The sequence below is a fragment of the Flavobacterium aquidurense genome, assembly GCF_001404985.1.
Lineage (GTDB): Bacteria > Bacteroidota > Bacteroidia > Flavobacteriales > Flavobacteriaceae > Flavobacterium > Flavobacterium aquidurense_B.
In genome coordinates this window covers 250,187-272,267 of the sequence record NZ_JRLF01000011.1, presented here as the reverse complement: position 1 = coordinate 272,267, position 22,081 = coordinate 250,187, and the positions used below count along the sequence as shown (strand labels likewise).

The 22,081-nt window shown below is 35.9% G+C and carries 7 protein-coding genes; all 7 read left to right on the top strand.

From position 1 onward, the window contains the following. Window positions 1-342: 342 nt before the first annotated feature. The 7 genes from RC62_RS11410 to RC62_RS11380 all read left to right on the top strand — a co-directional run bounded on the left by RC62_RS11410 (window position 343) and on the right by RC62_RS11380 (window position 21,976). Window positions 343-3,273 (top strand): triple tyrosine motif-containing protein, encoded by a 2,931-nt coding sequence (locus RC62_RS11410; protein ID WP_055095347.1) that lies wholly within the window; start codon window positions 343-345, stop codon window positions 3,271-3,273. A gap of 455 nt (window positions 3,274-3,728) precedes the next feature. Next, window positions 3,729-7,694, top strand: coding sequence for a family 16 glycosylhydrolase (locus RC62_RS11405; RefSeq protein ID WP_055095346.1), 3,966 nt, complete (start codon window positions 3,729-3,731; stop codon window positions 7,692-7,694). 174 nt (window positions 7,695-7,868) lie between these two features. Beyond that, window positions 7,869-10,541 carry a beta-1,3-glucanase family protein gene (locus tag RC62_RS11400; RefSeq protein WP_055095345.1) on the top strand — a complete coding sequence of 891 codons (2,673 nt, stop codon included), beginning with the start codon at window positions 7,869-7,871 and terminating at the stop codon, window positions 10,539-10,541. Between the two features lie 160 nt (window positions 10,542-10,701). After that, window positions 10,702-12,327, top strand: a complete 1,626-nt coding sequence (locus RC62_RS11395) for a glycosyl hydrolase family 18 protein (RefSeq protein WP_055095344.1) — start codon at window positions 10,702-10,704, stop codon at window positions 12,325-12,327. A gap of 338 nt (window positions 12,328-12,665) precedes the next feature. Next, window positions 12,666-15,449 carry an RICIN domain-containing protein gene (locus RC62_RS22755; RefSeq protein WP_245176816.1) on the top strand — a complete coding sequence of 928 codons (2,784 nt, stop codon included), beginning with the start codon at window positions 12,666-12,668 and terminating at the stop codon, window positions 15,447-15,449. 273 nt (window positions 15,450-15,722) lie between these two features. Beyond that, window positions 15,723-19,787 carry a carbohydrate-binding protein gene (locus tag RC62_RS11385; RefSeq protein WP_055095343.1) on the top strand — a complete coding sequence of 1,355 codons (4,065 nt, stop codon included), beginning with the start codon at window positions 15,723-15,725 and terminating at the stop codon, window positions 19,785-19,787. 239 nt (window positions 19,788-20,026) lie between these two features. After that, the gene (locus RC62_RS11380) at window positions 20,027-21,976 is read left to right on the top strand and encodes a metallophosphoesterase family protein (RefSeq protein ID WP_055095342.1); all 1,950 of its coding nucleotides are present in this window, start codon (window positions 20,027-20,029) and stop codon (window positions 21,974-21,976) included. Window positions 21,977-22,081 lie beyond the last annotated feature (105 nt).

The following is a 22,081-nucleotide window of genomic DNA, read 5'->3' as shown; positions in this document are numbered from 1 at the left end:
TCTCCGTTCACTTGAAATAACAAGATCAAACGCAATGTTTTCAAATTTTCTAATTGCCACATTCTCTAATTTTCTAATTACTACATTTCCCGCATTCCTGGAATTCTCTAATTTCTTTATTATCAAAATCTCTATTTTAATTGTAATTTGTTACATTAAAATAAATTTTTATATATTTGATTGTAGAGATTCGTTTTTTTTACTGCTCAAGATTGTCAAATTGTTATTTCGAAAGCAATGAATAAACAGTTTCTTTTGGCTTAAAAACATCTTTTCCCAAAGGGATATTTTTAAGAATGTAGTTCTCAAAAAACTACGAACTAACCTACAGACAGAAACAAAATGACAAAATTTAAAATTAGAATTTTAGTTCTATCGATATCTCTTTTATATCCAATTGTTAATGCACAAATTAAAAAAATTGGAGTTCCGTTTATTACAAACTATAGTCCAAAAAACTATAAAGCAGCCTCAGAAAATTGGGACGTTTTACAGGATTCTAAAGGAATGATGTTTTTTGCCAATCATTTTGGAATCATGCAATTTGATGGTGTAAGATGGAGCATTGTAACGCAGCCGGAAAACAAAAGTATGGTTCGTTCTCTGGCAATTGCTAAAAACGATAAAATGTATGTGGGCGCTCAGGGCGAATTTGGTTATACAGTTCAGCTTCCCAACGGACAATATAAATATACTTCTCTGGTAAAATTAATCCAGCATTCTGCCAGGAATTTTGGTGATGTTTTGCATACTGTGGTTCGCAAAAATGAAGTTATTTTTTTCTCGAATGAAGAAATATTTATCTACAAGGATAACAAAATCAAATCAATACGATCTCAAGCCAAGTTTGATGATTTTTTCGAAGTCAACACAGACATCTATGTTTCAGATAATATAAAAGGATTGCTGAAGCTGGAAAACGATGTATTAGTTGAAATTAAGAATAGCAAACAATTTATTGGATTAAAGATCAGGAAAATCTTTGAAACTAAAGAAGGTTTGATTCTTCTGACACAAAAAAACGGACTTTTTAGGTATAAAAATGGTCAATTAAAACCTTTTGTAACAAAAGTGGATCATTTATTACAACAAAATCAGATCTCAACCGGGATTTTGCTTTCGGATGGCTATTTCGGGATAGGAACACGTCAGACAGGGCTGATAGTCATTGATAGTGAAGGAAATTTGATTCAGCACATTAACAAACAAACAGGTTTGCAGAATGAATATGTTACGAATCTTAAAGTTGATACAGAAGGCAATTTATGGGTAACTTTAAAAGAAGGTATTTCGCTGATCCAGATTTCATCGCCATTATCAAAAATACTCGATGCTTCAAATTCCGAAACCAAAATATATTGCAGTCAGATTTATCAAAACAAACTTTATATTGCAACAGATAATGGCGTTTTCTGGTTGGATTGGGAACGTTACAAAAATGGTCAGCATGAAAATATTCATTTTCAGCATATTGCTGGAATGTCTGAAAACGTTTGGAATATAGGTGTTTTTGGAAATTCGCTTTTGGCCTTTGAAAAAAATGGAATCTTTGAAATCAAAGGCGATTCGGCACAATTAGTTGCAAAAACTGATGGCGCCTGGCAAGGCGTTATAATCCCAAATCATCCTGATTTATTGCTTGTAGGTGGATATAATGGACTGTATTTATTAAAAAAGATAAATAATTCCTGGGTCTATCAGCATAAAATAATGGGTTTTGAAGAGAGCAGCAGGGTTATGGTTACAGAGGAAGCCGGGAATATCTGGATCGCGCATGGATATAAAGGAATTTTTAAAATCAGGTTTAATAAAACATTCGATACCGTTTCAGACATTCAGTTTTATAATGATAAAAATGGTTTTCCGTCGAGTTTGTTTTTAAATACTTTTAAGATTAATAATCAAATACTTTTTGGCACAACAAAAGGGGTTTATAAACAGGATTCTCATTCAAACAAAATGATTACGGATCTTACTTTCCGGAAAACTCTTGGTACAGAAAATCACATTCGCTTGCTTAAAGAAGATCATCAAAATAATATCTGGTATATCTCAGGCGAGAATACCGGAAAAATGAGTCAGAAAGCGGGAGGAAATTTTACCGTAGAAGAATTACCTTTTAGAAAACTGAGGTATTTGTATATTCCGGGTTTCGAAAATATCCAGACAACTGCTAACGGAGATGTGTTTTTTGGGACACAAGACGGTCTTATTCATTACAATACTACCAAAAATAAAAAATACCAATCTAAGTACAAAGCGGTTATCTCTGAGGTTAAATCTATTTTCCCTAAAGATAGTTTGTTGTTTTCCAGCAGATATGATGTGCTTTCGAGCCAAACAGAATCATCAAAAAATAAACTTTCGACTGTTTTATCACATTCTAATAACGCATTGCATTTTTCGTTTGCTTCACTTTGTTATGATGAGGCCGATGCAACAAAATATGAATATTGGCTGGAAGGTTTTGAGCCCAAATGGTCTGATTGGAATCTGCAGACTGAAAAAGAATACACCAATTTGCCTGAAAACGAATATGTTTTTCACGTAAGGGCAAAAAACATTTATGATGTAGTCAGCGAAGAAGCTGTTTTTAAGTTTGAGATTTTACCGCCTTGGTACAGAACGACCTGGGCATATATTTTGTATTTCATTCTTTTTGGTATTTTGATTTATACGATCATCAAATACCAAAAAAATCTGGCAGAACGGGAACGGGAACAATTAATCCTGAATCAGGAAAAAGAATTGTTGCGCAATCGGGCTGAATTAAACGAGCAAAAGCTGGCATTGGAAAAAGAGAATATGAGTATTATGAGAGAAAATCTCGAAGCAACTATTAATCTTAAAAATGCCAAAGTTGCTTCGAATACCGTGAATCTTATTCATTTAAATGAGATTCTACTTTCGATAAAAGACCTTATTGGTCAGATTGATAAAAAGAATGACTTTAATACCAATTATGGATTATTGACAAAAATTAACCGCATTATTGATCACGAATTGCAGGGAGACCAGCATTGGAATGAATTTGAAGAAATCTTTAATCAGCTTCACGATAATTTCATGCAAAGGCTAAAAACCAGCTTTCCGGAACTGACTCCGCGTGATATGCGATTGTGTGCTTATTTGCGAATGAATTTCAATACCAAAGAAATTGCTCCGCTTTTAGGAATTTCTGTTCGTGGGGTAGAAGATACGCGTTATCGTATTCGTAAAAAATTGCAGCTTTCATCAGAAGCAAATATTACAGAATATATTCTGAATTTTTAAATGTGTTTATTTTTTCTCGCAGATTTGGCAGATCGAACAGATTTTTTTATTCTTTTGTTTTATTTCGTTTAGTTTGTCATTCTGAGGAACGAAGAATCTCCGCAAGAAACTGACACAATCAAAATCGCCAATCTTTGTAGAGCTACTTGCGAAGATTCTTCGTTCCTCAGAATGACAAAAATGTGTAAATCTGCGTGAAACAAAAATTCACATCTCCAAAATAGCCACAAAAATCAATCTTTTTATTATTAAGTAAAATCTCAGGTAGTTTTACGCTTTTTGCGGGCTAAGTATTACATTTTTTTACAAACACCGTAGTCAAACCGTATTCAAAAATGTAAGTCTTACCTCATTTATTTGTTAATATTGTCCCACTATTATCAAAATAACAATCTATTTTTTACAAAGTAGCTAATTATTGCGGTAATAATCTTTACTAACAAAAAAACTAAAAAATGAATCAAAAAGACTCTTTTTCCGGCCGACCACCGGGGAACAATTACAACAATCTGTTAAAAAGGGCACTGCTGCTGACAATGATAGTATTGTCGCCTTTTTTAAAACTTCACTCACAATGCAACACTTTAATTTGGTCAGATGAGTTTAACGGTACGACCGTAGACGCAACCAAATGGCAAAGTATTTCCGGAAACGGCTGTCCATCACTCTGCGGATTTGGAAATGCAGAAGCACAGCGTTACGATCCTAATCAGGCAACAATTGTTAAGGAAGGAACAAACAGTTATTTGAATATTCAGGCTAAATATGAGCCGAATGCATCATTTCCGCAACAACCATATGCATCGGCAAAATTAACTACAGAAGGAAAATATGCCATAAAATATGGTAGAATCGAAGCACGCATGAAATTATCTAACGGAATGGGCGCTTGGCCGGCATTCTGGATGTTGCCTGCAGGAACTTCAAATTGGCCTTTTACAGGTGAAATTGATATCATGGAAGCCAAACACAGAAATCCAAAATCTATAGACGGAACCATTCATTATGACGGTGGCGGATATCATTATACAGGAAGAAGTTATGCTTCGCCAACTGATTTGTCTACAGAGTTTCACGTGTATGCGGTAGAATGGGGACCAAATATTATAAAATGGTTTATTGATGGCAATTTATTTCATACGGCTACACCACAAACAACTGTAAATGGCGGATGGCCTTTTAATGACCAACAGTTTTATATTATTCTGAATCTGGCTGTAGGTAGTTTGGGAACGCCATATACAAGTGTAAACGGAGCAGGTGTTGAACCAATTCCGGCTGATTTTCCGGCAAAACTACAAGTAGATTATGTTCGCGTTTACAGCGGAAGTTTTACTTATGGAGTTTTGGGTGATGCAAAAGTTTACAATAATGAAACGGGTAAAACATATTCTATAAATGCTATTGCCGGTGCCACTTATAACTGGACAGTTCCTGCAGGAGCTACAATTACTTCAGGACAAGGCACCAATACTATCACTGTAAATTGGGGAACCACGGGAGGAGATGTTTCTGTGGCTACGACAGTTTCAGGATGTACGGCTAATACATATAAACTGGCGGTAACTACAGAGGTGCCTTTGCCGGTAGAAAGAATCTACGAAGATTTTCAATCGAATAGAAATGTTGTGTACGGACTTAAAACAGGAGTTTTGACAGAAGCCGTTGCAAATCCGTCGGCTACAGGAATCAATACTTCTGCTTTGGTAGGTAAATATGTTCGTAACGCATCTGAATTATACGATGTTCTGAATATCAAGAATGTAACGATCAGCAATGCGAATGATTATGTATATGGCAGAAAAAAGATTTCTTTTGATATCTACACTTCGGCTCCGGTTGGGACAAAAATCTCCATGCAGCTCGAAAATAGCCTGGTAACTACAGCAACAAATTTTCCGTCAGGAAGACACAGCGGATACAAAGCGACAACAACGGTCCAGAACAAATGGGAAACTATTGAATTTGAATTCGAAAAAGTGATCGATCCTAATACCAGTGCTTTAACGATTAACAATGTTGTATTTCTTTTTGAATCTAATTCAAATTCCGGAACGACCTATTATTTTGATAATCTGTTGACAAAAGCGGCTCCTGAAAAACCAATTATTGCAACTGATGTTCTTCAAAATTATGATGGAATCAACAAAATTATCAAAGGAACAACTACAGGAGTATATTCTGTTGTAGCAAATCCGGGAGCAAATTCAGTAAACTCTTCTGCGAATGTGGCGAAGTATGTTCGAAATGTAACAGAACAATATGATGTGCTTTTCTTTAATACACAAAGCACAATCGAAGATGCAGGTTTGTTAAAAAATCAGACGAATAAAATCATGATCGATGTTTATACTTCGGCACCAATTGGTACGGTTGTAAGTCTGAATTTAGAAAATAGTGCGACATCACTTCCTGCTAATTTCCCAACAGGAAGAAACAGTAATTATGTAGCCATTACAACGAAACAAAATCAGTGGGAAACATTGACTTTCTACTACAATTCAAGTCCGGATGAAGGAACATCAAATCTGGCGATAAACCAAATGGTGATTCTGGCCAATTCAGGTTCTTATACAAGTGATACTTATTATTTTGATAATATCAGAATTGGTTCTACCAAATTACCGGATACTTATACGCCGGGAGTGGTTTATGAAGATTATCAAACGGTTCATAATATCACATTCAGGGATGCAATTGGAACTTATACGCCAAACACGGCAAATCCAAATGCAAGCGGAATCAATACTTCATCTAACGTTGGAAAATATGTTAGAAAATCGACTGAGTTGTATGATAATTTTTCATTCAATGCGACTTTAACCAATATTGGAGATTTCAAAAGCGGGACTAAAAAATTTGCTATGGATGTGTATACATCTGCACCTGTTGGATCAGTGATTTCATGGCAGGCAGAAAGCAGCGCTTCAATTCCGTCTAATTATCCAGCGGGAAGACATAGTATTTATCAGGCTGTTGTAAAACAGACCAATACCTGGCATACATTGGTGTTTTCATACGCAAGTTCACCTGATGCATCTACATTAGACAGCGAAGTAAATCGTTTTGTCTTTTTATTAGAACCCGGAACGAACTCAGGAAACACGTATTATTTTGATAATATAAGAGCCGTAAATTTAGTTTCTACAGAAAATCCTCCTGCAACTTTGCCTGCTCCGTGGGTAAGCACAGATCTTGGTGCTGTAACTCCGGCTGGAGAAGCGAGCCACGCAAGCGGAACTTTTACAATCAAAGGATCAGGAACTGATATTTGGGAATCAAGCGATCAATTTCAATTTGTAAACCAGCCTATTACAGGTGATGCTGAAATTATTGCTAAAATAAATTCACTTACAAACACAAATACTTACGCAAAAGCAGGAGTAATGTTTCGTGAAACGCTTACGCCAACATCTAAACATGCAATGACAGATGTAACAGCTGCGGCTGGTGTAGAGTTTTTATCCAGAGAGGCTGTTTCAGGAATTACAACGGCTCAGGCGGCAACAGGAACGGCTCCAAAATGGCTTCGTGTAACGAGATCAGGAAATGTATTTACCTCTTATTCATCTGATAACGGAACAACATGGACACAAATTGGTACACCAAAAACAATTGCTATGGCAAATACGATTTACGTGGGATTGGCTGTAACCTCTCATGCAAACGGAACTTTGGCAACCGGAGTTTTCAGCGATGTGACTGTTCGAAATATTACGGCACCTACCAATGTCAATTTGGCTTTAGCCAAAACTGCTACAGCTTTTACAGAAGAAAATGCAACATTATCAGCTAATAAAGCAACTGACGGAGACGGTACAGTAACTCGTTGGGCAAGTAGTTTTGCTAATGCAAGCGAATGGATTTATGTTGATTTAGGAAGTAATTACAACATCAATCGTGTGGTATTAAAATGGGAAGCAGCTTTTGCAACGCAGTATAAAGTACAAATTTCAACAGATAATGTTTTCACTGAAAATGAAACTGTAAACACACAAACGGCAAGTGATGGCGGCACAGATGATCTGGCAGTAAGCGGAACAGGAAGATACCTTAGAATTTTATGTACCACAAAAGCCCTGGCACCTTACGGATATTCCCTATTTGAAATAGAAGCTTACGGATCTGCCTCAACGGCTAAAAAAGCTGCGGCTGTTAGCGAAGATATACAAGCTGAAACTACTGCTTTTGCGGTGTATCCTAATCCTGCAAGTAATTATATTCAAGTAGCAATACCTGAAAAATCAGACAACAAAATGGTAACGATTTATGATGAATCAGGAACATTATTGATAGAGAAAAAAATTGATTCTGATGCTAAAGAAGACCTTATAGATATTAGCAGACTCAGAAGAGGAATCTACATTCTTAATTTTAAATCAGATCAAAAAAGCTGGTCTAAAAAAGTGATCAAGCAATAACTATAAATCCGTTGGGTGTAATTTGTTTTAAAATGATGTTCTCGGTTTCAATAATCTGGAATTTAAATTTAAAAAAGGATAGCACCGATAATTGCACCTGACGGATCAATATAATCATTACTGAAAATGACTTTGATCAAAAATCTATTTGCGTAACCCCAAAATAACCTAGATATGAATAGAATTAAACTTAAAAGAATTGCTTTTTTGGCAACACTATTTTTAGTGTTCTCCAATTTAATGTACGGTCAGGGACCAATTCCTTTTACCATAAGTAATACCTCTACATTTAATGATAACGAATTGTATGTCGCTATAGTAGGTATTGATTACACTACTGGAAATCACGTTTGGGTAAATGCCAAAACAAGTCAGGTATTGCCAATGAGTTCGTCTTACAACACAGTTACAGGACCTACAATTGGCGGAAATACAGGACCGGGACAAAACTCAAAATATGCCAATTGTTTTACCAAATTAAGCGAGATTCCAAACAAGACTTTTACGCTGCCTCAAATTGCAGGTTGCAGAGTTTTTATCGCTAAAGGACAGCAATTGTATTTTTACTTTTTTGGAGCAAGCGGAGCACCTTCAGGATATACGTCGCCAAACCCTTTAAATGCAACAGACCCAAATCAGGGAATTTTATATGAAATTATCGAATTGACGAATAACCAATATGGTTTTTTTGGAAATCCATCCAGAGTAGATTCTTATAAATACCCAATGGGACTGGAATTATTTGGTGCTAACGGATATCAAAAAAGAGTGGGTGAATTAAAAAAACACGAAGATATTGTGGCGGCTTTCAAAGCAAATGTGCCATCAGAATTTCAGGGTTGTGTAAATAATACAACAGGCGAAATTACTGCACCATCAAAAACGCCTGCTTTTGCAGACGGAACAGGAGGAACTTCTGTAGGAGCACAGGCTAATTATCTAAAATCTTATATTGATGCCATCTGGAACAAATATAAAAATGAAGATTTGATTTTTTATGCCGGAGACGCCGGAGTTTTCAAAGGTCGGGTTATTGGTGAACAACTGGAAATGGTTGGGCAATCAGGTGGTTTTGTTGGTCGTACAGGACGTGTACAAAACAGGCCATCGACTCAGGAAGCTCTTGAAGGTAAAGGTGTTCTGGACAGAAGACTTGTTGACGGAGATTTAGACCTGGTAATTCAGGCACAATTAACAGCAGCAATTAACCGACATGTTGTAAACACGACAACTGCAAATCCGGGACAACAAAACTGGTACGATGCATCGAAATTTTATCAGGTGAACCCAACAAACCATTATTCTAAATTCTGGCATTTACCGGGAATAAGTGTTGATAATCTGGCATACGGATTTGCTTATGATGATGTGGCAGATCAGTCGCCATCGCTTCATTCGCCTCAACCAACTAAAGTAATTGCGACTTTTGGAGGATATGCAGGATCAGTACCTTCAGTTCCCGCAACTACAGATGTAATTACGGTTTATAAAGATTGTAACTATACAGGATTCTCTGGCGGATTAACTATTGGAGATTATAATCTGGCTCGATTGAATACTTTAGGTGTTTTAAACGATGATATTTCTTCGCTTAAAATTACACAGGGTTTCCAGGCGATTTTATATCAGGATGATAATTTTACAGGAGCTTCTACCGTAATTAATTCTGATAATGCTTGTTTGAACACAACGTGGAATGACAAAGTAACGTCGATCAGAATTATTGCTAACGGAACGACTACTTTAGGAAACCAGACTTTTTACCTGCAAAACAGAAACAGCAATTTGTATATGGATGTCTGGAATTCCAGCGTAGCAAATGGTGCAGGAATTAATCAGGGCGCTCTTAACTCAGGAAGCAATCAAAAATTTACATTAACCCACTTAGGCGACGGATTGTATAAAATTATTGCCAATCATAGTGGTCAGTCTTTAGATGTAAATAATTTTAATAAAGCTAATGGTGCACGCGTAGAGCAATATCCGTATAATGCAACAACGAATCAGCAATTTGTATTGGTTTCAACCGGTGACGGATTTTATAAAATCGTTGCCAGACACAGTGGCCGAATTGTTGAGGTTGCAGGAGCAAGTACTGCATCCGGCGCTATTGTACAACAATGGGATAATAACAACCAAACTTGCGGGCAATGGAAACTGGTTCCTGCTACATCTTCGCAAACATCGACTTTAATTCAGGCCGAAGATTATTCAGCCATGAACGGTATTCAGGTAGAAGCCACAACAGATACCGGAGGAGGTTCAAATGTTGGTTACACAGAAACCGGTGACTGGTTGGCATACAACAGTATTAATTTTCCCACTACCGGTTCTTACTTAATCGAATACAGAGTAGCAAGTGGTGTAACGGGTGGTAAGTTATCATCAGATTTAAACGGAGGAACAATTGTTCTGGGCAATGTCGATATTCCAAATACAGGAGGATGGCAAAACTGGCAAACGGTATCCCAAACCGTAAACGTAAACGCAGGAACGTACAATTTTGGAATCTATATTCAGAATACGGGAATGAATATCAACTGGATAAAAATTACAAAAGTTGGAGCTGGTTTAGCAGCTAAAACTGCTTCAGCGACAGTTGCAGAAGAAGAAAGTCCAGTTGAAACAGCTCTAAATATATACCCAAACCCGGTTGAAAACACACTTTATATCACTACAGATGTAAGCGGAGGAAATGTGAGTATTGTAGATTCACAAACCGGTGCAACAGCTGGACAAAAAGTAAATAATAACAGTATAGATGTTTCGCATTTAAGAAGAGGCGTTTATCTGGTAGTTTTTGAAAAAGAGGGTAAAAAGACGGTAAAACGTTTTATAAAAAAATAATTAAGGACTATAAATTTTAGAGCCAAGGATTTTAGAGTCAGGATTTATTCACTACATCCTGACTCTTGCCTCTAAAATTTGAAATATGCAATCTAAATCTATAATATAAAATTTCGCCCCCATTATTTACATTTTTTTATTAACCTATTAATCAATTATTATGAAAAACAATTACAAAAGAATGCCGTTAAAATGGATGCTTATTTTAGTATTGGGAGTTTTCAATTTATCGATGGCCCAGAAAAAAGTAATCGCTTATGTCCCAAACTGGGTCGACCTTAATTCCTTTTCGAGTACTATCCAGTATAGTAAACTGACCCATATTAATATTGCGTTTGAAAATCCTGATGCAAACGGATATTTATCTTATAACTCCGGAAACACCACTCTTATCAATGCTGCCCACAATCAGAACGTAAAAGTTTTTGTTTCGCTTGGCGGAGGAGCAATTTCTGAAGGCGGTGCAATTCGTGACAATTATTTTAATCTGATTACATCCGGAAACAGAACTGCATTTATCCAGAAAATATACGATTATGTCGTAGCACACAATTTTGACGGAGTAGATGTGGATCTTGAAGGACCTGCAATAAATGGTGATTACGGAGGATTTGTAATTGCTCTTGCAGCTAAATTGCATGCTAACGGTAAACAAATTACAGCAGCACTTTCTGAAGGATATGGCGGTGCAAATGTACCTGCGTCTACTTTTGCAGCTTATGACTGGATTAATATCATGGCATATGACGCAACAGGACCTTGGGCTCCTGGAACTCCGGGACAACATTCTCCGTACAGTATGGCTGTAAATCAATTTAATTACTGGACAGGCAGAGGATTACCGGCAAGTAAAGCAATCATTGGTCTTCCGTTTTACGGATATGGTTTTGGAGCTTCTGCCAATCAGGGAATTTCTTATGCCAATATCGTAGCCCAATATCCTGGAGCAGAAAATCAGGATCAGGTAGGAAACACGATTTATTATAACGGAATCCCAACCATCAAAGCAAAAACAACTTTTGCTGTTCAAAATGCTGGCGGAGTTATGATTTGGGAATTATCTCAGGATGCTACAGGTTCAAAATCATTATTAACAGCCGTAAATCAGGTTATTACAGGAAGTCAGCCACCAACAGGTACAGGAACTTTGATACAGGCAGAAAGCTATTCATCAATGAGCGGTGTTCAGACTGAAGCAACAACGGATACTGGAGGAGGTCTTAATGTAGGATACGCAGATACAGGCGATTGGATGGCATATTCAAACATCAATTTTCCAACTTCAGGATCGTATGTAATCGAATATAGAGTAGCAAGTGCTGTAACCGGAGCCAGAATATCATCTGATCTAAATGCAGGAACGATTCAGTTAGGAAATGTAAATGTACCCAATACCGGAGGATGGCAAAACTGGCAAACAATAACACAAACCGTAAACGTAAATGCCGGAACCTATAATTTTGGGATTTATATTCAAAATACAGGTGTTAACATCAACTGGTTCCGAATCACAAAATCAGGCGCAGCTTTAGCAGCAAAATCAGCTTCTCAATCCGGAATTGAAGGTTTGACTATTTATCCAAATCCAACAGAAGATTCAATTTCATTTACAACTGAAGTTTCAGGAGCAAACGTAAGCATTATCAATTCTGAAGGCGGTGCGACAATTTCTACACAAAAAGTGAATAACAACACTATTGATGTTGCAGGTTTGAAATCCGGAATCTATTTGATTTTAGTAGAAAAAGACGGAATCAAAACAGTAAGACGTTTTATTAAAAAATAAGTTTTCTTTAAAAGCACTGTTTCTTCTTTTTTTATCGAAAGAAGGAATGGTGTTTTTTTTAAATTAAAAAATCTGCGCGTATAGTTTGTCATTTCTACGTAGGAGAAATCTTCATTTGAAACTCGGCAAAGAATTACTATGCAAAGCTGCTTGCGAACATTTATCCTCCGTCGAATGACAATAATGAGGATAAAACCACACATTGCACCTTAAATCGTAACCCCAAATCTCAAATACATATGAAAAACAATTACAGATTCCGATTGAGTTTACTCCTGTTTCTAGCCTGTTGCAGTTTTGCAATTGGGCAGACTTCCTTAGGTTCGAGTAAAACATTTATGAATAATCTAAAGAAAGAATTAGTTAGTTCAGCAACCTCAAAAAGTGCAGAAAAAACAGTTTTACTTCAGGTTGACAATTCGAAAAACTTTAACGGAAAAATAAATTATAAAGAATCAAATTCATCAAGTGAGTTTTTGATTGGAGAAATCAAAAATATAGCAGAATCTTCTTTTTATATTAAAGTGATGGATAAATCGCTTGAAGGCCATATCATTTTTAAGAAAACAAAAGAAGCCTATAAATACTATTCGGATGCACAGGGAAATGCATTTGTTTCTAAAGTTGACATCAATACTTTAGTTTGTATTGATTATAAAAATGTTCCTGAAAGTACTAATAAAACAACCAGTAAAACAGCTGCTGCAGCTGCAATTGCCCCGGCTTTACTGAATTTGCAAAGTTTACCCGGCGGTGCAGGTTGTGTTTTATTAGATTTTGACGGGTATAATATGCCCGCAGGAAATCTCTGGAACAACGGAAACGCCATAAATGCTGCACCATCCGGAATGAGTGATGCGGATGTACAACAGCATTGGGAAGTAGTCTCTGAAGATTACAGACCTTTTAATCTGAATGTTACCACGAGTGAAGCCGTTTTTAACTCCTATCCAAGAAACAGAAGAATGCGTGTGGTGGTGACTCCAACCAATACTGCAGCCCCGGGGGCGGGAGGTGTGGCATATATTGGTTCCTTTAATTGGGACAATGATGTACCTTGCTGGGTATTTATTACTTCGGGTAAATCTGGTGGAGATGCCTCTGCGCATGAAGTAGGGCATACTTTTGATTTAGGTCATGACGGTCGTACAAATCCTGCCGAAGATTATTTTGTTGGTATAAACAATACTTCATGGGCTCCAATCATGGGCGCAGGATATTACAGACCTGTAGTGCAATGGAGTAAAGGAGAATATGACTATGCAAATAATAAACAAGATGATGTCGCTACTATTGCCGGGACTAAATTTGGTGTAGGGTACAGAGGTGATGATTATGGAAATAATACAGCTTCTGCAACGACTTTAGATTATAATGCCAGCGGTGCTATTAATCAAAAAAACGGAATCATTTCAAGTGAAGCCGATTATGACTTTTTTGCGTTTACAACAGGCGGAGGAAATGTTTCGATCAATGCCAATACAGTAGGAAGAGATGGAAATCTACACCTTTTAATCAGATTGTATAATGCGTCAGGAGCCGAAATGGGAACCTATTGGAACTCTGATCCTTTTGCACTAAATGCGTCTATGAATGTGAATTTGCCAGCCGGTAAATATTTTATTGGTGTTGATGGTACAGGAGCAGGAAGCGCTGGTTATGGCGGATATTCAGCTTACGGTTCTATTGGTAGTTATTCCGTTACCGGAACGATTCCGCCGGGAGGAAATATTGCACCTTCTACAGATGTTATTACCGTTTATAAAGATTGCAATTATACCGGATTTTCCGGAGGTTTGACAATTGGGGATTATAATCTGGCACGATTGAATGGTTTAGGCGTTTTAAACGATGATATTTCGTCGCTTAAAATCACTCCGGGTTTTCAGGCAATTTTATATCAGGATGATAATTTTACAGGAGCTTCAACAGTCATTAATTCTGATAATTCTTGTTTAAATACAACCTGGAATGACAAAGTAAGTTCAATCAGAATACTTGCAAATGGAGTAACTACTTTAGGAAATCAGACTTTCTTTTTGCAAAATAGAAACAGCGGATTGAATATGGATGTCTGGAATGCGAGCTTATCCAATGGAGCAAATATTGCGCAAGGAACTGTAAATTCAGGAAACAATCAAAAATATACTTTCACACATTTGGGTGATGGTTTGTATAAAATTATTGCCAATCACAGTGGTCAGTCTCTTGATGTAAATAATTTTAATAAAGATAATGGTGCCAATGTAGAGCAATATCCGTATAACGGAACAACCAATCAGCAATTTATCGTGACTTCGACTGGAGACGGGTTTTATAAAATAGTTGCCAGACATAGCGGTAAAATAGTTGAAGTTGCCGGAGCAAGTACTGCAAATGGTGGAAATGTACAGCAATGGCAGGATAACGGTCAGACTTGCGGACAATGGAAGCTGATTGCGACAACGACTTCTCAAACAACAACCTTAATTCAGGCCGAAGATTACTCAGCAATGAACGGAATCCAGACAGAAGCCACAACAGATACTGGCGGAGGGTTAAACGTTGCTTACACAGATACCGGAGATTGGCTGGCGTATAACAATATCAATTTCCCTACAACGGGTTCTTATTTGATTGAGTATCGAATCGCAAGTGCTGTTGATGGTGCTAAAATTTCTTCAGATTTGAACGGCGGAACTATTATTTTGGGCAATGTTGATATTCCGAATACGGGAGGATGGCAAAACTGGCAAACGGTAACACAAACCGTAAACGTAAATGCCGGAACGTATAATTTTGGAATTTATATTCAGACAAGTGCCGTAAATATCAACTGGTTCAGAATTACCAAAATTGGTGCTGCTGCAATTACTCCGGAATCTTCATTGACAATTACAGATGAAGAGATTAAGAATGTAGCATTAAACGTATATCCTAATCCGGTCTCAGAAACACTTTTCTTTACTACAGATGTAATAGGTGGAACAGTTAAAATAATCGATTCTCAAACTGGAAGTTTGGTTAAAACACATGAAATCAGAGATAATAGTATTAATGTTTCCGGTTTAAACCGTGGCGTTTATGTAATTGTTTTTGATAAAGACGGTAAACAAACTGTAAGACGTTTTATAAAGAAGTAACGATATAAAACATACTATTTCAAAAAGCGCTGTTTCTTTTTTATAAAAGAGATGGCGCTTTTTCTATGATAACAAGTTGATGCATGTAGTTTAAAAAATATAATCTACTCGTTTTGTCTTTAAAACCTTAAAAGAAGTATATTTCTTTCAAAAAATATAAGCTAATATCTTATATTGTAAGTAAAAACTTATTTAATTGTAATTTTTTTATATATTTGTGATTGGATTAATTACAAAAATGAATTATTTTATAATTCAAAAAACTTAATGAATATGAAAAAAAATTACAGATTTAGGTTAAGTTTATTCTTAATTATCGTGTTTAGCAGTTTTGCAATCGCACAAACTTCTTTGGGTTCAAGTAAATCGTTTATGAACAATTTAAAGAAAGAGCTGGCAACTTCTGTTACTTCAAAAACTACTTCAAAAACATTTTCACTTGAGGTAGAAAATTCGAAAAAGTTCAATACAACAATTAATTATAAAGAATCTAATGCTTCAAGTGAGCTTTTAATTGGAGAAATCAAGAATATTCCGGAATCTTCTTTTTACATCAACATAAAAGATAACAGTCTGGAAGGGCATATACTTTTAAACAAAACAAAAGAAGCTTATAAGTATTATTCTGATGCACAAGGAAATGCATTTGTTTCTAAAGTTGACATCAATACTTTGATTTGTATTGATTACAAGAACGCATCTGAAAATGTTTCTGAAACAACTAATAAAACCAATAAAAAAACAGCCGTTAAAATTTCTCCGGCATTATTGAATTTGCAAAGTTTGCCGGGTGCAGCAGGTTGTATTTTATTAGATTTTGATGGCTATTATATGCCTGCAGGAAATGCCTGGAATAATGGTAACGCCATAGATGCTGCACCGTCAGGTATGAGTGATGCAGAAATACAGAGACATTGGGAAATAGTTGCAGAAGATTACAGACCTTTTAATTTAAATATTACGACAAACGAAGCTGTTTTTAATTCTTATCCAAAAAACAGAAGAATGCGTGCGGTGATAACACCAACCAATACAGCATTACCTGGAGTAGGTGGTGTGGCTTATGTTGGTTCCTTCAATTGGGATAATGATGTACCGTGTTGGATATTTGATACTTCAGGTAAAAGTGGTGGAGATACGTCATCACATGAAATTGGACATACTTTTGATCTTAGTCATGATGGCGTAGTTTCTGGAGGTATAGACTATTACTATGGCATTGGCAATACTTCGTGGGCACCTATTATGGGAGTAGGCGGTCGCAGACCTGTTGTACAGTGGAGTAAAGGAGAATATGATGGTGCAAACAACAAACAAGATGATGTTGCTATTATTGCCGGCACTAAATTCGGTATCGGATATCGTGCAGACAGTTATGGAAAAACAATAGCATCTGCAGCAAATTTAGATTATAATGCAAACGGAGTAATTAATCAAAAAAATGGCGTTATTTTAAGTGAAACCGATTATGATTTCTTTACGTTTACGACTGCGGGAGGAAATGTTTTGATCAATGCCAATACTATGGTAAAAGATGGAAATCTACACCTCTTAATTCAATTATATAATTCAGCAGGAGTTGAAATGAGATCCTATTTCAATCCGGATCCTTTTATTTTAAATGCTACAATAAATACCAACCTACCAGCGGGTAAATATTATATTAGAGTTAGTGGTATAGGAGCAGGAAATCCGGGGTCTGGTGGATATTCTGCTTATGGTTCTATAGGAGGTTATTCTATTACAGGAACGATTTTACCAAGTGGTAATATAAGTCCATCTACAGATGTAGTTACCGTTTATAAAGAGTTTAATTATGGTGGATTTTCCGGGGGATTGACTATTGGAGATTATAATATTGAACGTTTAAATTCTTTAGGAGTTTTAAATGATGATATTTCTTCGCTTAAGGTTGCTCAGGGATTTCAGGCGATTTTGTATCAGGATGATAATTTTACCGGAGCTTCAATAGTTATTAATTCTGATATTGGAAGCTTGGACAAAAACTGGAATGATAAAGTAAGTTCAATCAGAATTCTGGCAAACGGAGTTACGACTTTAGACAATCAGACTTTCTTTTTGCAAAATAGAAACAGCGGACTTAATATGGAAGGCTGGAATGGAAATCTTAAAGATGGAGCCAATGTTGCGCAGGGAAATGTAAACAAAAAATTTCAAGAATATAGTTTTACTCATTTAGGTAACGGATTATATATTATTAATTCGAATTATTCCGGAAACGTGCTTAGTGTAAATGATTTGAGTAAAGCCAATGGTGCCAATATACAGCAAAATATCTACGCAGGAACTGCAAATCAACAATTTGTAGTTGTTGCTGCAGATAATGGATTTTATAAGTTTATTGCCAAACATAGTGGAAAATTAGTTGAGGTTATGGGAGCAAGTATGGAAAATGGTGCCAACGTGCAGCAATGGGATAATACCAACAAGACTTCCGGACAATGGAAATTAGTTTCAACAATTGTACCTGATACTGCGATTTTTATTCAGGCTGAAGATTACTCTGCTATGAGCGGAATTACTACCGAAGTAACAACAGATGTTGGCGGAGGTTTAAACGTTACAGATACTGGAGTAGGAGATACGCTAACGTATAATAATATCAATTTCCCAAGTACAGGTTCTTATTTAATAGAATATAGGATAGCGAGTGCTGTAGATGGAGGCCAAATATTTACTTACTTAAACAAAGAAGCCATTTTTTTAGGAAATGTTGATATACCCAATACTGGAGGATGGCAAAAGTGGCAGACTATTACGCAAACCGTAAACGTAAATGCCGGAACTTATAATTTTGATATTTATATTCAAAATAAAAGCATGAACATCAACTGGATTAGAATTTCTAAAATCGAAACTGAACCTTCGACTTTAATTCAGGCTGAAGATTACACAGCTATGAGTGGAATTAAAACCGAAACAACAACAGATGCCGGTGGAGGTTTAAACGTTACGGATACACATGCAGGTGATTGGCTGAAATATGCTAATATCAATTTCCCAACATCAGGATCTTATCTAATAGAATATAGAGTAGCAAGTACTGTAGATGGAGCTCAAATTTCTACTTATTTAAACAAAGAAGCTATTTTTTTAGGGAATGTTAATATACCCAATACCAGAAGATTGCAAAACTGGCAAACTGTCAAACAAACTGTAAATGTAAATGCGGGAACCTATAATTTTACAATAGATTTTAAAAAGGAGAACATAAACATCAACTGGATCAGGATTACTAAAATAACCTCTCAGGAATCAACTTTAATTCAGGCCGAAGATTATTCAGCAATGAAGGGAATAAAAACAGAAACAACAACAGATGTTGGCGGAGGTTTAAATGTTACGGATACTAAAGTAGGAGATACGTTAACCTATAATAATATCAGCTTCCCAAGTACAGGTTCTTATTTAATAGAATATAGGATAGCGAGTCCGGTAGATGGAGGCCAAATATTTACTTACTTAAACACAGAAGCGATTTTTTTAGGGAATGTTAAGATACCCAATACGGGAGGATGGCAAAATTGGCAAACTGTTAAACAGATTGTAAACGTAAATGCCGGAACCTATAATTTTGACCTATATATTCAAAATAAAAGTATGAATATTAACTGGATTAGAATTTCTAAAATCGAATCAGGAACCACTGCTCTAATTCAGGCAGAAGATTACACTGCTATGACAGGAATTAAGACCGAAGTAACAACAGATGTTGGTGGAGGTTTAAGCGTTACAAATCCAGGAATAGGAGATTCGGTAGCGTATAATAATATCAATTTCCCAATATCAGGTATTTATACAATAGAATATAGAGTAGCGAGTAATGGGGGTGGACAAATATTTTCTTATTTAAACAATGAAACTATTTTTTTAGGAAATGTTTTTATACCAAATACCAGAGGATCACAAAACTGGCAAACTATTACCCAAACAGTATATGTAGATGCCAGCACAACTGATCTTTTTCTATACTTTCAATCCGGTTTTGTGAATATTAATTGGATCAGAATCAGTAAAGTTGACAAAGCAGACGCGGCAGAAGCAATGAGTCCGGGAATTTTATCAAGTATTGAAGAGCAAAAGACTAAAGATGAGCTATTAACCGTATATCCAAACCCAGTTTCAGAAATGCTTTTCTTTACTACGGATCTAATAGGAGGAAAAATTAAAATAATCGATTCTCAAACCGGAAGTTTGGTTAAAACCCATGAAATCAGAGATAATAGTATTAATGTTTCCGGTTTAAACCGTGGCGTTTACGTGATTGTTTTTGATAAAGATGGTAAACAAACAGTAAGACGTTTTATAAAGAAATAAGGTAGTTATCCTTATTTCAACCTTTGTAAATGGTTTTTACTTTGACAAAGGTTTTAGACAATCAAAGTCATTATCGACAATTATCATTAAATGGTCTGAATTCATATTGAATTCAGACCATTTTCTTTTTATAAACATTATCATTCCGTAACAATACCATAAAACTATTTCAGGTTTTAATTTCTAAAATTGCAAATCGTTTTAAAACGTTCCTAATCTCATTTGCAAAAGCTTAACCTATGATTTCTAAAATTAATTCTCCTTATAAATATTGCTTTACTTTTCTGTTTTTCATTTTTTTGAATGTTGCTGTTTGGGCACAAAAACAAAAGAATACTGAAGGCGTTCAGGTTGCTTTTTTATCTGATGTTCACTTACAGGATTTATACGGAAGATTTTCTGATAATGATTATAAAGGCATTCTGAATACGAAAACCGGAAAATATACGTTAATGAGAACAATGGCGTCTCAGTTGCATTCGACCCGAATTTTCAATGAAAACTATTTTGCTTTTATAGCCGCTTTAGAAGATATCGCAAAAAGAAAGATAAAATATGTGGCACTTCCGGGAGATTACACAGATGATGGTCAGCCAATTCACGTAAAAGGATTAGAGAAAATATTAGATCAATACAGAAAAAAATACAATATAGAGTTTTTCATCACTACAGGAAATCACGATCCTGTTGGACCTTTTGCACAAGAATCCGGTAAAGAAGATTTTTTAGGAAAAGAAGGAAAAAGTCAACCCATTTATAGCAAAGAAGGCCTGTATAAGCCAAATTTAACCATCGAACAGCCTGTAGTTATTACCGCCGACATTGCTAAAATGGGTTATTTAGGAATTACCGACAATCTGAAAAACTTTGGTTTTTACCCTAATAAAAAATATAAATTCTGGGCAACTCCATTTTCTACCTATACTTCCCAAAATTATAGTTTCGAGAAAGCATCAAAAGCAGCCTTATTATCAAACCGGGTTTATAATGTTGCACCGGGATTTGAAGTTCCGGATGTGAGTTATGTCGCTGAACCTGTTGACGGAATTTGGTTAATGGCGATTGACGGGAATGTTTATATTCCGAAGAAAAATGATGGAGATCCCAAAGATTCCAAAAGTTATTCAGAAGCCAGTACGGGTTATAATAATGTACTTTCTAATAAAAAACACCTTATAAAATGGGTCGAAGAAATTTCGGCACAAGCCAGACAACAAGGTAAAATTTTGATTGCTTTTAGTCATTTTCCCATGATCGATTTTAATGACGACGCTTCTGCAGAAATAAAAGAACTTCTGGGTCCCAATAAATGGCAATTGAACCGCGTTCCGGTTGAAGAAGTGGCGCAGGTTTTTGCTGATGCGGGATTGAAGATTCACTTTGGCGGACACATGCATATTAACGATACCGGAACAAGAACTACAGCAAAAGGAAACACATTGGTCAATATTCAGACACCATCTTTGGCAGCGTATATTCCGGCGTATAAATTATTAACGATCAAAAAAGATAATCTGGTAGATATTCAAACCATTACAATCGATGAGGTTCCCCGATACAACGAACTTTTTGATTTATACAAAATGGAATATAAATTCCTGGAAAGTCAAAACACAAAAGACATTTGGAATATAGATATTCTGAAAACTAAGAATTATCACGATTTTACTGATTTTCACTTGAAGGAATTGGTTCGCTTAAGATTTTTAGCTGATGATTGGCCGTCTGCTTTCAAGAATTTTTTCCTTAATGTTTCGGGTGAGGATTTATTGGTTTTAGCCAATATTCAATCTGATATAGATTTTGATATAATCCTGAAAAATAAAGAAAATTTCAAAAAAGAATGGACGGAAGCTGAAAGTAAAACAGATAAACTTTTGTCTGAAAACAACCTAAAAAGACAAGATTTCAATTGGACAGGTTATGATTTATTAGTCGATTTTTATCGTTTTAGAAGTGCAGATGAACTCGCTTTAGCCGATGTTGGAACCGCAAGAGCGAAACAATACAAAATACTATCTCACCTATTTTTTGAAAATCATAAAGAAGATGCATCAAAAGATAAAGTACTGCAAAAGCAAATGGGATTGTTTCTGATTATCTTCAATAAATTCATGCACGAAGTTCCGGCAGATCATTTTACTGTAGATTTGAAGAATGGAGAGATTAAAGATTTAACCGCAAAGTAATGGCACACGGATGACACGGATTCGCTATCGCGAAAACGCGGATTGTCACGGATTTTGATTATTTAGTTCTCATGGCCTCACATACAGTTTGTCATCACGAGGAAC

Coding starts and splice junctions, on each gene's coding strand:
- RC62_RS11410 (WP_055095347.1), top strand. CDS start 343: ATGACAAAATTTAAAATTAGAATTTTAGTTCTATCGATATCTCTTTTA.
- RC62_RS11405 (WP_055095346.1), top strand. CDS start 3,729: ATGAATCAAAAAGACTCTTTTTCCGGCCGACCACCGGGGAACAATTAC.
- RC62_RS11400 (WP_055095345.1), top strand. CDS start 7,869: ATGAATAGAATTAAACTTAAAAGAATTGCTTTTTTGGCAACACTATTT.
- RC62_RS11395 (WP_055095344.1), top strand. CDS start 10,702: ATGAAAAACAATTACAAAAGAATGCCGTTAAAATGGATGCTTATTTTA.
- RC62_RS22755 (WP_245176816.1), top strand. CDS start 12,666: ATGAATAATCTAAAGAAAGAATTAGTTAGTTCAGCAACCTCAAAAAGT.
- RC62_RS11385 (WP_055095343.1), top strand. CDS start 15,723: ATGAAAAAAAATTACAGATTTAGGTTAAGTTTATTCTTAATTATCGTG.
- RC62_RS11380 (WP_055095342.1), top strand. CDS start 20,027: ATGATTTCTAAAATTAATTCTCCTTATAAATATTGCTTTACTTTTCTG.